We start from the raw sequence: 13142 nt of genomic DNA on the forward strand, positions 1-13142 counted from the left end.
TCGAACCCCCCGCGTCTCGCCCGTACGGAGGACTTCAGCCCTCCTCGTCCCCGGGCTCGAGGGCACCGTTCTGGATGGCGTCGTAGGCGAACTGCAGGACGTCGGAGCCGGCGACCGCGGTCATCGTCAGCGCGGCCAGCCGGGTCGCGTTCGGAGCGGCCACGTAGGCGAACACGAACGCCGTGCCGACCCACTGGGCCAGGCAGAACGGGCAGGTGAGCAGCTCTCCGACGGCGTGCTTGACGCCGCCGTGCTCGCGCACCTCCTCGGCCACCTCGGCGTGCCCCGACGGGCCCTGGAAGGCGGTGAACGGTGCGCGCAGGGGGCTGGTCACCGGGTCCTTGGCGATCCGGCGGGCCAACCGGAAGGTGCCGACGGTCAGCAGCACCGCGTCCCCCAGCGGGATGCGCCGGGGCAGCGGCCGGCCCGAGGCCCGGACGACGACCGCACCGGCGGCCACCACGGCGCTGTACACGCCCATCGCCCCGAGGTCCCCGCTCAGCGGGCGCGGTTCTCCCTGTGAGTACTCGCGCCTCTGGATGCGGGCCCAGCGGCGGACCGGGGCCCCGATCCGCTGCATCTCGTCTGCGATCGCCATGGGCGCCAGCTACCCCGCCGTTCCTGGGCCCATGCCGGATCGGGACCGCCCGTCGGCAGGACGAGGGTCACGCATGGCCGGGCACGCGACGGGTAGGCCGGACCCAGACGTCGGCCGGCTCCCCGGCCGCATCCCCGAGCGCGCGGGCCGTCCCGCGCAGAGGAGGCACCGAATGACGCAGCCCGAGGGCCAGACCGCCCGCGACGTGTTCCCCGAGGACGAGGGCATCCCCGAGGTCTCCCAGGACGACTCGCCCACCCAGGAGCGCGCCGAGGACCCCCAGTTCGCCCCCGTCCCGGGCGACGAGCCCGGCGCCAGCGTCGACTTCGGCACCACCTCGTTCGAGCAGGCGGAGGGCGAGTCGCTCACCGGCCGGCTGGACCGTGAGGTACCCGACGTCCAGCCCGGCGTCCGCGCCGCCGAGGACCCGCAGCGGGCCTCCCTGCAGCTCGAGCAGGACACCTCCACCACCCCGGAGTCGGACTCCGGGGCCAACCGCACCGCCGGCGACGTCGAGGCGACCGGGGACCTGCCGGTGGGTGGCGAGGGCCCGGAGGAGGCCGCCGTCCACGTGGTCGACTGAGTGCGGTGTCGGCCCACCCAGGCCGACGCCGTGGGGCCTCCCCGCCCGTGGTGGGGACCCGCTCCGACCGGCTCGTCCCGGCACCGGCCGGCGCGGCCGCGCGCGGGTGGGCGGGTTGGCGCGTCGGAGGACCGTTGTCTACGTTGGTGCGGCGGTTCAGCAGGCAGCCGCGGCCTGGCCGGCGCACACCGGCGAGGACACGTTCGACGACGAGCGGGTCCGGGGGTCACGACACCGGGGGTCCGCGCAGCGGTAGATTGACCGGGCGGTCGTGCCGTCGGGCACTGCCGTTGAGAGGAGCTCAGCCCGTGACCACATCCGACCTGCCTGCCGAGGGGCAGCCCGACGTGTCGACCGAAGGCACCGAGGCGCCCTTCGACGACGTGATCACGCTCTCCACCTCCACCGGGGACGACGGCGCGGTCACGGTGACGGTCGTCGGCGAAGTGGACACGTTCACCGCCCCCGTCCTCCGCTCGTCGCTGGACACCCAGCTCGAGCAGCAGCCGGCGAGCCTGGTCATCGACCTGTCCGGTGTCCAGTTCCTCGGCTCCGCCGGGCTGGCCGTCCTCGTCGAGACCCAGAAGTCGGCCCGCTCCCGCGAGGTCGACCTCCGCCTGGTGGCGACCACCCGTGCCGTGACGCGACCGCTGGAGGTCACCGGCCTGATCGACCTCTTCACCATCGTGGACGGCAGCGCTCGCTGAGAGAGAACCCCCTGCGCACCACCGCTCACGAGCCCGCGGCGGGAGCCCGCAGGGGGCCGCGGACGAAGGCCCCGCCGGTGGCGGGGCCTTCGTCGTGCCCGGGACTCAGCTGGTGAGCAGCCGGCAGACCGCCTGCTCCAGCACCTTCTGTGCCGTCCGGTCGTCGGAGGCCGACGCCGCCTCACCCAGGGCGGGCGCGATCGTCTCCCCGTGCTCGAAGCGGTCGACGACCCGCGGGTCGACGTAGCTGGCCTTGCAGACCGCCGGGGTGTTGCCCAGCGTCTCCGACACCCGCTCGTAGGCCTGTTTGACCACCCGCTTGCGGGCGGTCTTCGTCGCCGGCTGCGGCGTCTCGGCGAGCGAGGCGGCCATCAGCACCGTGGCGTTCCAGGTGCGGAAGTCCTTCGCGGTGATCTCCGCGTCGCTGATCTCCTTGAGGTAGCCGTTGACCTCGGTACTGGTCACGTCGTGCCAGGCCCGGCCGGGACCGGTCGGGTCGTCGACCCAGTAGCCGAGCAGCTCCTCGCCGGTGTCCTCCGGCCGCTTGAGCAGCTCCCGGACGACGTCGGCCGTCGGCCGGTCGGTGAGCTCGACCTCCCGCTCGATGCCGCCCTTGGCGGTGTAGGAGAAGAACACCCGCTCGCCGCGCACCCGCACGTGATCCCGGCGGAGCGTGGCCAGGCCGTAGGTGCCGTTGTCCTCCGCGTACTGCTCGCTGCCGACCCGGAAGGCGCCGAGGTCCAGCAGGCGCACGGCGGCGGCGAGCACCCGCTCCCGGGTGAGCCCGCTGCCGGTGACCGCCTCGACCACCGCCTCACGGACGTCGGGCAGCTGGTGGGCGATCTCCAGCACCCGCTCGTGCTTCTCGGCGTCGCGGCGCGCGCGCCACGCGTCGTGGTAGCGGTACTGGCGCCGGCCCGCGGCATCCACCCCGGTGGCCTGGATGTGCCCGTTGGGCCAGGGGCAGATCCAGACGTCCTGCCACGCCGGCGGGATGGCCAGGGCCCGGACCCGGTCCAGACGCTCGTCCCGGATCAACGAGCCGTCGGAGTCGTAGTAGGCGAAACCGCGACCGGCGCGCCGGCGTCGCCACCCGGGGCCGTGCACGTCGCTGCGGCGGAGTCTCACGTCCCGGGAGATGCGCACCGTCGGCGTTCCCCAAACCGCGCCGCCGGCGACGTCACCCCCTCAGCGCAGCTCGACCAGGCCCGCCAGCCCGCTGATGTCCAGGATGTGCCGGGTGACGCCGCCCTCGGGTGCGTGCACGAGCAGCCGCCAGCCCTCGTCACCGGCGATCCGCGCCATGGCCAGGACGACGCGCACCGCCGCGCTGCTGAACAGCGTCACCGCCGTGAGGTCCAGCTCCACGCGACCGGTGCCGCCGTGGCTGGCCTCCAGCAGCCGGATGCGCATCCGCTCGGCGCCGATGAGGTCCACCACGCCGGACACCCGGACCACCGGCCGCTCGCTCGCGCGGTCCACGACGACCTCGGCGGTGCTGGCCTCCGCGTGCCGCTCCTCGATCTCGTCCGGGCTGCGGCGAAGCTGCATGCTCAGCGTGACGGTGGTCCCGTGCTCACCCTGCAGCACCACGCCGTCGACCAGCTGCCGCATGATCAGCAGCCCGCGACCGCGGTCGCCGGGGTCACGGTCCGGCGGCCGCCAGCGGCCCTCGTCGCGGACGGTGACGGTCAGCAGCCCGTCGACGTCGACGGCCGCGGTGACATACATGCGGCCCGGCTCGGTGCCGCGGTAGGCGTGCTCGGCGGCGTTCGCGCAGGCCTCCCCCACCGCCACCATGACGCCCACCCGGTCCTGCTCGCCCATGCCCAGCGCCGTCAGCCAGTTCACCAGCCGCCGGCGAACCGCCGGCAGCGACGCGGGGACGGCGGACAGGTCGAGGTCCAGGCTCGCCGTCCCCTCCGCCCGGCGGTGTGCCACGAGGACGGCGATGTCGTCGGGCCGCTCCGGCGCGTCCAGCAACCGCTCGACGACGGCGGCGGCCAGTCCGGCCGACCCCTCGCCGTCGAGGGCGCCGGACCCGGTCAGCGCCTCGCGGGCGACCTGCGCCAGCCGGTCCAGGCCGTGGGCCGGCGGCGGCCCCCAGGCGGTGACCGCCCCGTCGGAGTAGAGGACGAGCGTGGCCCCCAGCTCCAGCTCCGCGGTGGCGACGACCGTCGGCGCCCCCGGGAGGCTGCCCAGCGGTGGACGGGCGGTGAGCGGCAGGTAGGAGGTCGTCCCGTCGGCCCGCACGAGCAGCGGCGGGGGGTGCCCCGCGGCGGCGTAGGTCAGCCGGCCCGTGGCGGCCTCCAGCACGCCGTAGAACACCGAGGCGCCCTCGACGTCCTCCATCTGGGCGGCGAACGCGTCGAGGGCGGCCACGACCGCGGCCGGCGACGGGTCACGCAGCGCCACCGACCGCATGGCGCCGCGCAGCCGGCTCATCGCACCGGCGGCCGGGACACCGTGACCGACCGCGTCCCCGATCACCAGCGCCAGCCGGCCGCGCCCGAGCGGCACGGCGTCGTACCAGTCACCGCCCGCCGCGCGCACCGAACTGGCCCGGTGGTAACTGCCCGAGAGCCGGACGTCGGGCAGCAGGGGCAGCGTCGGCGGCAGCAGCGAGTGCTGCACCTGGTCGACCACGGCGGCCTCGGCGTCCGGACCGTCCTCCGACCCGTCGTGCGGTTGCTCGGCCTCGAACACGAGCAGCACCCCCGGCTCGCCACCGACGGTGAGGGGCTGCAGGACGACGTTGGCGGTCTGCCCGTTCGACCCGAGGACGCCGTGCAGCGTCTCCGTCCGGCCGGTTCGGGCAACGGTGTCGGCCACGTCGGCGACGCGGCGTCCGGCGACGGAGGGGAGGTCCGCGCGGGCCGTGCCCAGCTCCCGGGCGCGGGCGTTGGCCCAGACCGGTTCCAGCGCGGGCCCGGCGAGGCAGTAGATCGCCGCCGGGGCCTCCTCCATCGCGGCGACCAGCGCGGCTCCGCCCGCCTCCTGGACGGGACGGGACCCGCTGGGCGAGCTCCCCTGGCTGGTGTTCATCTGCGGCCAGGAAACAGCAGCGCCAGGGGGGCGGCAACCGCGCTCCCCCTGGTGGGGGCGGGGGTTTGGTGCCTCCCGGCAGTTGGGTACAGCATCCCTTCGGGCGCGTTGCCCGTCGGCGGCGCGCCGGTTCCGGCGATTCGTCGGGCAGGATGGTCTGCGAACCGCCCGGCGCCGGGCCCCGGCGCCGGGCGCGGAACGCACGAGATGAGGAGCAGACGACGGATGGTGGACTCGAGGGGTGCCCTCGCGCACGACGGGCGGCGCGCCGAGCGACTGGAACTGCGGGTGCCCACCACCCCGACCCAGCTGCCCGCGGTGCGGGCCATGGCCGGTGACCTGGCGATGCGGATGGACTACGACCTCGACGCGGTCGAGGACCTCCGCCTGGCCGTGGACGAGGCGTGCGCGACGCTGGCCTCGGTGGTGTCCGGTGACCGGCGGCTGACCGTCGTGTTCGAGACGACCCGGGCCGGCCTGCACATCGACGCCTGGGTGCCCACCGTCGAGGGCACCGACGTCCCCCGCGACGGCTTCGGCTGGGCGGTGCTGCACACCCTGGTCGACAACGTCGAGGCCGGGCCGGCCACGCAGGCGACCGTGCCGGCCGGCGACGGCTCCGCCGCCGCGGTCGCGCTCATCTCGATGGACAAGTTCCTGCCGGGCCAGCACCCGGACCAGCTGCTCGGTGGCGCGGGCCAGAACGTCTCGGTCGCGCGGTGACCCGGGGGGCGACCGCGAGGTCCCAGACCGTCGAGGAGGACACCCTGCGCGACGAAGATTCCCCGACCGCCCCGCGAGGGACACCGGGAGGGGTCGCGTCCGAGGAGCAGCCGGTATTGGTGCCCGACCCCCGCGTCGAGGCGGTACCGCCGACGGATGCCGCAGCGGAACCGGACGCTGCCGCCCATGCCCACGCCGAGGCCGACCCGGAGGTCGAGGTGGATCCCGAGGTCGCGGTCGAGCCCGACGCCGTCCCGGTGTCGGACAACCGCCGCCGCGCCGAGCGCACCGCCCCCCTGTTCGCGGAGCTGGCCACGCTGGAGAAGGGCGACCCCCGGCGGGAACGGCTGCGGGAGATCCTCGTCGAGGAGCACCTGCCGCTCGTCCGCCACTTCGCCCGCCGGTTCAGCAACCGCGGTGAGCCCTTCGACGACCTCCTGCAGGTCGGCACCCTCGGCCTGATCGCCGCGATCGACCGCTTCGACCCCACCCGCGGCGTGGAGTTCCTCTCCTTCGCCGTCCCGACGATCACCGGTGAGATCAAGCGGCACTTCCGCGACCAGGGCTGGTCGGTGCGGGTGCCGCGCCGGCTGCAGGAGCTGCACCTGTCGCTGAACGCCGCCGTGGGTGAGTTGGCCCAGAAGAACGGTCGCGCCCCGACGCCGTCGGAGCTCGCCGAGCACCTGGGCATCCCGCGCGCGGAGGTGCTCGAGGGCCTCGCCGTCGCCAACGCCTACCGCAGCAGCTCGCTCGACGAGCGGCTCTCCGGCGAGGACGACTCCCCCACCCTCGCGGCCACCCTCGGCGAGGAGGACGCCGCGCTGGAGGGCGTCGAGTACCGGGAGTCGCTGCAGCCGTTGCTGGCCACGATCCCGGCCCGTGAGCGCCGCATCCTGATCCTGCGGTTCTTCGGCAACATGACCCAGTCGCAGATCGCCGCCGACATCGGCATCTCGCAGATGCACGTCTCGCGGCTGCTCAGCCAGACCCTCGCCAAGCTCCGCGAGGGCCTGCTCAAGGACTGAGTACCCCGTCGACCCACCGGTCGACGGGGTACCCGGAGCCGTTCCCGACCGGGCTGGAGCCGCTGCCCGTGTCCCGCTCGGGAACCCTCCGGGCCCCGCGACCGGTCCACCCCGCTCGGGAGCCGTTCCCGGCCGGGGTGGGCCTGTCTACGCGCGGGGCTGCGGGTCGTCGGGGACGTCGAACTGCTCCCGCACCGCGGGGTCCACGGCCGCCCCGCTGTGGCGGACGTCCTCGGTGACCTGGGACAGCGGCGGCGGGGTCGGGATGGCCGGTGTGCTGTCGGAGATGCTGGACAGCTCGATCCTCGCCTCCGGCTGGTCGGCCGCCCGCGGCAGCTGCGACTCGAACCAGCTCGAGGTGTCCAGCCCGCCGTCCTTGGGCCCGGTCCCGCCGTTGGCCGACGGGCCGACGTCCATCCACGACTTCCCGCCCTCGGCGCCGCCGAGGGTGGCCAGCCCCTCCAGGGCCTTGCTGAACTCGCTGGGGACGATCCACATCTTGTTGGCGTCGCCCTGGGCGATCTGCGGCAGCGTCTGCAGGTACTGGTAGGCCAGCAGCCCCTGGTCGGGCTTGCCGTCGTGGATGGCCTGGAACACCGTCTCGATCGACTTCGCCTGGCCCTGCGCCTGCAGGAACAGCGCCGCGCGCTCACCCTCGGCGCGCAGGATGCGGCTCTGCCGCTCGGCCTCCGCCTCGAGGATCGCCGCCTGCTTCTTGCCCTCGGCCGACAGGATCGCCGCGGCCTTCTCACCCTCGGCCGTCGTGATCGCCGACTGCCGGGCGCCCTCGGCGGTGAGGATGATGGCGCGCTTGTCGCGGTCGGCGCGCATCTGCTTCTCCATGGAGTCCTGGATGGAGGGCGGTGGGTCGATCGCCTTGATCTCCACGCGGGCCACCCGCAGACCCCACGGGCCGGTGGTGCCGTCGAGCACCGAGCGCAACTGGCTGTTGATGCCGTCGCGGCCGGTCAGGGCGCCCTCCAGGTTCAGCCCACCGACGACGTTGCGCAGCGTCGTCGTGGTCAGCTGCTCCATGCCGGTGATGTAGTTCGCGATGCCGTAGACGGCCAGCCGGGGATCGGTCACCTGGAAATAGACGACGGTGTCGATGCCCACCTGCAGGTTGTCGGCGGTGATCACCGGCTGCGGGGGGAAGGAGATGACCTGCTCCCGCAGGTCGATGGTGGCGCGGACGCGGTCGATGAACGGCACGAGGATCGACAGGCCCGGGGAGAGCGTGCGGCTGTAGCGGCCGAGCCGCTCGACCACCTTGGCCTGCGCCTGCGGCACGATCGTCACGCTCTTGGCGATGACGACGATCGCCAGCAGGGCGATCACGATGAGGGCGATCAGGGCGGGCGTCACGGGGTGTTCCCTTCGTCAGGGGGGTGGAACGGGTCCGGGGGCGGGTCACTCCAGCTCGAGGGCGTCTCCCACGACGGCGGTGGCACCGTCGACCTGCAGGATCCGCACGGTGGTGCCGACCGGGAAGTGCTCGCCGCCGTACTGGCTGCGCGCGGTCCACTCGTCGGCGCCCAGCCGGATGCGCCCGCCGTGCCCGTCGACGGCCTCGGTGACCTTCGCCGTCCGGCCGATCAGGACGGCCACACCGTCGAGCTGCTCGGGCGTCCGGTCCACCAGGTGCCGCTTGGCGAGCGGACGCACGAGGACCAGCAGCAGCGCCGAGACGACGATGAACCCGACCAGCTGCAACACCACCGGCCCGCCGAGGAGGGCCACCGTCATCCCGCCCAGCGCGCCTCCGGCGAACATGAGCAGCACGAGGTCGAGACTCGCCATCTCCCCCGCGGCGAACAGGCCCGATGCGATGAGCCAGAGCAGCCAGGCGTCCACACCGTCACTCTCCCAGACCGGAACCGGAGAGTGATCGATCTCAACACCATCGTCACCATTCCGGGCCCCGACATAACCTCGCTGGGTGCACGACTTCCCCGCCGGCCGGTTCGCGGTCTGGGCGACCGCCTGGCTCACCGGCCGTTCCTCCTACGACGAGGCACTGGACGCGCTGCTCGGCGAGACCGCGCACCGGGTGTCCGGGCTGCCCGGCACCGACGAGGCGGTCCCCCTCGGCTGGGCGCTGACCGCGCTGCGCGGTCTGGGCGAGCGCCGGTTCCGGCTGGTCCTCCCCGTGCCCGGCGACGTCCGCGGGCTCCCGCGCGCCCCGGGCCTCCAGGAGCTGGCGCTGGAGGCCGGGCAGGCGGCCGTCGGGGAGCGCCTCACCCTGGTCCCCGAGCCCCTCGGCCCCGAGGCGGTGCAGTGGACGGCGTTCCCGCTGGACGGCGTCCCGTCGGCGCCGCCGCCGGTGGAGGGTTCGCTGCGCGCGGTGTCCGGGACACTGGACCTCGCCGTGGGGGACGCCGCCCGCGCGCTGGTCGCCCTCGACCTCGCCCGCTGGCACCCGGAGGTACCCGCGCTGCTGGCCGGGCTGGCCCGGCCGGCGCACGTGCCGGGGATGCCGCCGGGCACCGACCCCGTGGCGCTGTCGGTGCTGGCCCGCGCGCAGCGGCTGGCGCGGGTCCTCGACCTGGCGCTCACCGACGCCCCCGGCGGGGCGGTGACGCACACCCAGGCCGCCGCCCGGGACGACGCGCTGCGCCCGCTGGCCGACGCCGTCCGCGAGGCGGTCACCGCCGCCTTCAACGCCGTCCCGAGATGAGTTGACGCTCAGGAGTCGATCACCGTCGTCCGGCGGCGGCCATCGGCGAGCCGGCCGACCACCCGACGATGATCAACTGCGGGTGGGGCGAGCGGGCCTCGCGACGAAACAGCACGCTGCGGGGCAGTTGGTGCCCAGCCGCGGGACGGTGCCGGCGCGGCGCTCCCGCACCAGCTCCCGCACCGTGGCGACGAAGGCCGGGTGCGTGCCGGCCGTCCCCGCGCGGGCGAAGGCGAGCCCCAGCTCGGCGGCGGTCTCCCGTGCCTCGTTGTCCAGGTCCCAGATGACCTCGAGGTGGTCGCTGACGAAGCCGACCGGGAAGAGGACGACCGCCCGCTCCCCCGCCGCGGCCAGCGCGCGCAGGTGGTCGTTGACGTCGGGCTCCAGCCACGGCACCGACGGCGGGCCGCTGCGGCTCTGCCAGACCAGGTCGAACGACCGGCCCGGCGCGGCGGCGTCCACGACCTGCTGAGCGGCGGCCATGAGCTCGGCCTCGTAGGCGTGGCCCTCGGGGCCGGCGACGGCGGCCATCGTGTCCGGGATGCTGTGTGCCGTCGCCACCAGCCGGGCGGTGTCGCGGACGTCGTCGGGCAGCGACGCCAGCGCGGCGGCCAGCGCGTCGGCGTTGGCCCGGACGAAGCCGGGGGCGTCGAAGTAGTGCGGGAGCTTCTCGGCCGTCGGCGCCCCCGGCCCGGACGCGGCGCGGGCCCGGGCGACGTCCTCGTGGTACTGCCGGCAGCCCGACGCCGAGGCGTAGGCCGAGGTGGCGAAGACGTAGACGTGCTCGATGCCGTCGTCGGCCATCTGCACCCAGGCGTCCTCGACGTAGGGCGCCCAGTTGCGGTTGCCCCAGTAGACCGGCAGGTCCACCCCGGCGGCGGCGAGGTCGGCCTCGACGGCGGCGATCAGCGCCTTGTTCTGGTCGTTGATCGGGCTGACGCCGCCGAAGTGGTGGTAGTGCTCGGCGACCGCTTCGAGCCGCTCGCGCGGGATGCCGCGGCCGCGGGTGACGTTCTCGAGGAACGGCATGACGTCGTCGGGCCCCTCGGGGCCGCCGAAGGACAGCACCAGCAGCGCCTCGCGCCGCCCGGGCGGTGCCGGCCGGTCCGACGGCGGGACGCCCCCGTTGTTGCGGACGGCGAGCGAGGGGTCCTCGTCGGGGCGCTGGCCGGGGTGGAGGTCGACGTCGGTGGCGCGGGGCACGGGTGTTCTTCTCTCCGGGGGCGGGAACGGATGCGGCTCACACGCCGACGGCGTGGCTCTGTGACCGTTCACACGCCTACGGCGTGGAACCCCCCGTCCACGTGCACGATCTCGCCGGTGGTGGCGGGGAACCAGTCCGACAGCAGGGCGACGACGGCCTTGCCGGCGGGCTCGGTGTCGGTGACCGACCAGCCCAGCGGGGCGCGTCCCTCCCACGCCTCCTCGAACTGCGCGCTGCCCGGGATCGACTTCATGGCCATGCTGCGCAGCGGCCCGGCCGCGACCAGGTTCACCCGCACGCCCTCCGGTCCGAGCTCGCGGGCCAGGTAGCGGGAGGTCGACTCCAGCGCAGCCTTGGCCGCGCCCATCCAGCCGTAGACCGGCCAGGCGACGGTCGCGTCGAAGGTGAGCCCCACGACCGAGGCGGTGTCGCCGAACAGCGGGCGGCAGGCGTTGGTCAGCGAGGCCATCGACCAGGTCGACACCTGGAACGCCGTCGCCGCGTGCTCCCACGCGACCTCGGGGAAGCCCTCCCCCATCGCCTCCTGCGGGGCGAAGCCGATCGAGTGGACGACGCCGTCGAGGCTGTCGCCGACGTGCTCGCGCAGCCGGTCGGCGAGGGTCGACAGGTGCTCGGTGTCGGTGACGTCGAGCTCGACCACCGGCGCCTCCTGCGGCAGCCGCTTGGCGATCCGCTGGCACAGCGACAGGGCGCGACCGAAGTTGGACAGGACCACGGTGGCGCCCTGCTCCTGCGCGATACGGGCGGTCGCGTACGCGATCGACGCCTCGGTGAGGACCCCCGTGACCAGGATCTTCTTGCCCTCGAGGATGCCCATCAGTGCCCCATTCCCAGTCCGCCGTCGACCGGGACGACCGCCCCGGTGATGTAGCCGCCCGCGTCGCCGGCCAGGAAGCGCACGACGCCGGCGATCTCCTCCGGCGAGGCGTACCGGCCCAGCGGCACCTGCCCGAGGATCTCCTGCTGGCGCTTCTCCGGCAGCTGCGCGGTCATGTCCGTCTCGACGAAGCCGGGTGCCACCACGTTGGCGGTGATGCCGCGGCTGCCGAGCTCCCGGGCGATCGAGCGGGCCAGGCCGACCAGGCCGGCCTTGCTCGCCGCGTAGTTGGTCTGCCCCGCCGAGCCCAGCAGGCCCACGACCGAGGAGATGAAGACCATCCGGCCCTTCCGCGCCCGCACCATCTTGGCCGCGGCCCGCTTGGACACCCGGTAGGCGGCGGTGAGGTTGGCGTCGAGGACGTCGGTGAAGTCCTCCTCCTTCATCCGCATGAGCAGGCCGTCGCGCGTGATGCCGGCGTTGCTCACCAGCACCTCCACCGGCCCCTGGTGCTCCTCGACCTCGCTGAAGGCCCGGTCGACGTCGTCGGCACTGGTGACGTCGCACTGCACACCGAACAGCCCGTCGGGGACGCCGCTGCCGCGGTGGGTGACCGCCACCGCGTCGCCCTGCTCGGCGAAGGAGCGGGCGATGGCCAGCCCGATCCCCCGGTTGCCCCCGGTCACGAGCACCGATCTGCCCACTGCGTCACTCCCCTGCGCCGACCGCACCGTCGGGCACCGAACCTAGTCGGTCGGCGCAGGTCACACCTCCGCGCGAGCAGGTCGGCGGCCGGGAGGCGCGACCGAGCCGACGGCATGGCATGGTGCCGTGATCGAGCTGGTGGGGGACGCGATGACAGCCAATCGGGCGCAGCGCCCGGTGATCGCCGGGGTCGACGGGTCCGAGGTCTCCGTCCGGGCCGCCCGGCTCGCGGCAGCAGCAGCTCGCCGGCGCGCGGCGCCGCTGCACCTGCTGCACGCCTCGCTCGGCGTCACCGATCTCCTGGGCACCCGGGCCGATGCCGTCCTGCGTAAGGTCGCGGACTCCCTCGCCGGGACCGACAGGGACGTCGAGGTGAGCTGGTCGATGGAGCAGGGCGACCCGGCGGACGTCCTCCGCGCCGTCTCCGCGGCGGCCCAGTTGCTGGTCCTGGGCGGCGGCCGGCGCGCCGGCCGGGTCGGCGGTCCGTCCATCGGGTCGACGGCGAAGGGTGTCGCCGCCTCCGCCCGTTGCCCGGTCGTGGTCGTGCCCGACACCACGACGTCGATCGTCGTCCGCGGCCGCCGTTCGGTGGTCGTCGGCGTCGAGGGACGCCGCGGCGAGGACGCCGAGGAGGACCGCGGCACGGAGGAGGTGCTCGGGTTCGCCTTCCGGGAGGCCTCGATCCGGCGCACGGACCTCGTCGCCGTCCACGCCTGGCGCGACCTCCCCGTGACGACGGAGTACGAGTCGGAGGGCCCTCTGGTCGACTGGGCCGCCGTCCGCAGCGACGAGGAACGCGTGCTGAGCACCGCGCTGGCCGGCTGGCAGCAGCGGTGGCCCGACGTCCTGGTCCGGGAGGTGATCGTCCGGGACCGGACTGCCCACGGCCTGCTCGCCGCGGCGCTGACGGCGGAGCTGCTCGTCGTCGGGCACCGCCGGCGCGGGCCGATCGCGACGATGCGGTCGACCACGCGCGCCGTCCTCCACCGAGCCACCGGCCCCGTGGCCGTGGTACCGATCGAGCCCCCGTGACGTCG

General features: G+C 74.5%; 14 protein-coding genes. 6 read left to right on the plus strand and 8 right to left on the minus strand.

What is annotated here, in order from left to right; translation table 11 throughout:
- Positions 1-34: 34 nt before the first annotated feature.
- A complete protein-coding gene (locus CRP39_RS08490; RefSeq protein WP_097205948.1) occupies positions 35-598 on the minus strand; it encodes a DUF1360 domain-containing protein in 564 nt (187 codons plus the stop codon).
- A 172-nt stretch (positions 599-770) separates the two neighbouring features.
- On the opposite strand from CRP39_RS08490, the gene CRP39_RS08495 reads away from it, so the two are divergent.
- Together CRP39_RS08495 and CRP39_RS08500 are read left to right on the plus strand one after the other, a co-directional pair.
- Positions 771-1181, plus strand: a complete 411-nt coding sequence (locus tag CRP39_RS08495) for a hypothetical protein (protein WP_097205949.1) — start codon at positions 771-773, stop codon at positions 1179-1181.
- Positions 1182-1489: 308 nt separating this feature from the next.
- On the plus strand, positions 1490-1888 hold the full coding sequence (locus CRP39_RS08500; protein WP_097205950.1) for an STAS domain-containing protein: 399 nt from the start codon (positions 1490-1492) through the stop codon (positions 1886-1888).
- Between the two features lie 105 nt (positions 1889-1993).
- Here CRP39_RS08500 and CRP39_RS08505 read toward each other — a convergent pair whose 3' ends face one another.
- Both CRP39_RS08505 and CRP39_RS08510 read right to left on the minus strand, forming a co-directional pair.
- Positions 1994-3034, minus strand: coding sequence for a DNA topoisomerase IB (locus tag CRP39_RS08505; RefSeq protein WP_245853698.1), 1041 nt, complete (start codon positions 3032-3034; stop codon positions 1994-1996).
- 42 nt (positions 3035-3076) lie between these two features.
- Positions 3077-4933, minus strand: coding sequence for a SpoIIE family protein phosphatase (locus tag CRP39_RS08510; RefSeq protein WP_097205951.1), 1857 nt, complete (start codon positions 4931-4933; stop codon positions 3077-3079).
- Between the two features lie 225 nt (positions 4934-5158).
- On the opposite strand from CRP39_RS08510, the gene CRP39_RS08515 reads away from it, so the two are divergent.
- Both CRP39_RS08515 and CRP39_RS08520 read left to right on the plus strand, forming a co-directional pair.
- Positions 5159-5656, plus strand: a complete 498-nt coding sequence (locus CRP39_RS08515) for an ATP-binding protein (protein WP_097205952.1) — start codon at positions 5159-5161, stop codon at positions 5654-5656.
- Between the two features lie 119 nt (positions 5657-5775).
- Complete coding sequence (locus CRP39_RS08520; protein ID WP_245853700.1) at positions 5776-6681, plus strand: RNA polymerase sigma factor SigF; 906 nt, start codon at positions 5776-5778, stop codon at positions 6679-6681.
- A gap of 147 nt (positions 6682-6828) precedes the next feature.
- On the opposite strand, the gene CRP39_RS08525 is transcribed toward CRP39_RS08520, so the two are convergent.
- Both CRP39_RS08525 and CRP39_RS08530 read right to left on the minus strand, forming a co-directional pair.
- Positions 6829-8046: an SPFH domain-containing protein gene (locus CRP39_RS08525; RefSeq protein ID WP_097205954.1), complete on the minus strand. Its 1218-nt coding sequence runs from the start codon at positions 8044-8046 to the stop codon at positions 6829-6831.
- Positions 8047-8091: 45 nt separating this feature from the next.
- On the minus strand, positions 8092-8535 hold the full coding sequence (locus CRP39_RS08530; protein WP_097205955.1) for an NfeD family protein: 444 nt from the start codon (positions 8533-8535) through the stop codon (positions 8092-8094).
- Between the two features lie 85 nt (positions 8536-8620).
- Here CRP39_RS08530 and CRP39_RS08535 point away from each other — a divergent pair, with 85 nt between their 5' ends.
- Entirely contained in the window at positions 8621-9358 is a 738-nt protein-coding gene (locus tag CRP39_RS08535) for a hypothetical protein (RefSeq protein ID WP_097205956.1), read from the plus strand.
- Positions 9359-9430: 72 nt separating this feature from the next.
- Here the strand turns inward: CRP39_RS08535 and CRP39_RS08540 are convergent, their stop codons facing one another.
- From CRP39_RS08540 to fabG, 3 genes are all read right to left on the minus strand, one after another.
- A complete protein-coding gene (locus CRP39_RS08540) occupies positions 9431-10561 on the minus strand; it encodes a ferrochelatase (RefSeq protein ID WP_097205957.1) in 1131 nt (376 codons plus the stop codon).
- Positions 10562-10629: 68 nt separating this feature from the next.
- Positions 10630-11400, minus strand: coding sequence for an enoyl-ACP reductase FabI (gene fabI, locus CRP39_RS08545; RefSeq protein WP_097205958.1), 771 nt, complete (start codon positions 11398-11400; stop codon positions 10630-10632).
- A complete protein-coding gene (fabG, locus tag CRP39_RS08550) occupies positions 11400-12104 on the minus strand; it encodes a beta-ketoacyl-ACP reductase (protein WP_097205959.1) in 705 nt (234 codons plus the stop codon). The genes fabI and fabG overlap by 1 nt, the downstream gene beginning before the upstream one ends.
- Before the next feature lie 127 nt (positions 12105-12231).
- Between fabG and CRP39_RS08555 the strand changes: the two genes are divergently transcribed.
- Entirely contained in the window at positions 12232-13137 is a 906-nt protein-coding gene (locus CRP39_RS08555) for a universal stress protein (RefSeq protein ID WP_097205960.1), read from the plus strand.
- Positions 13138-13142 lie beyond the last annotated feature (5 nt).

Origin of the sequence: Geodermatophilus sabuli, from assembly GCF_900215145.1 — a bacterium.
Lineage (GTDB): Bacteria > Actinomycetota > Actinomycetes > Mycobacteriales > Geodermatophilaceae > Geodermatophilus > Geodermatophilus sabuli.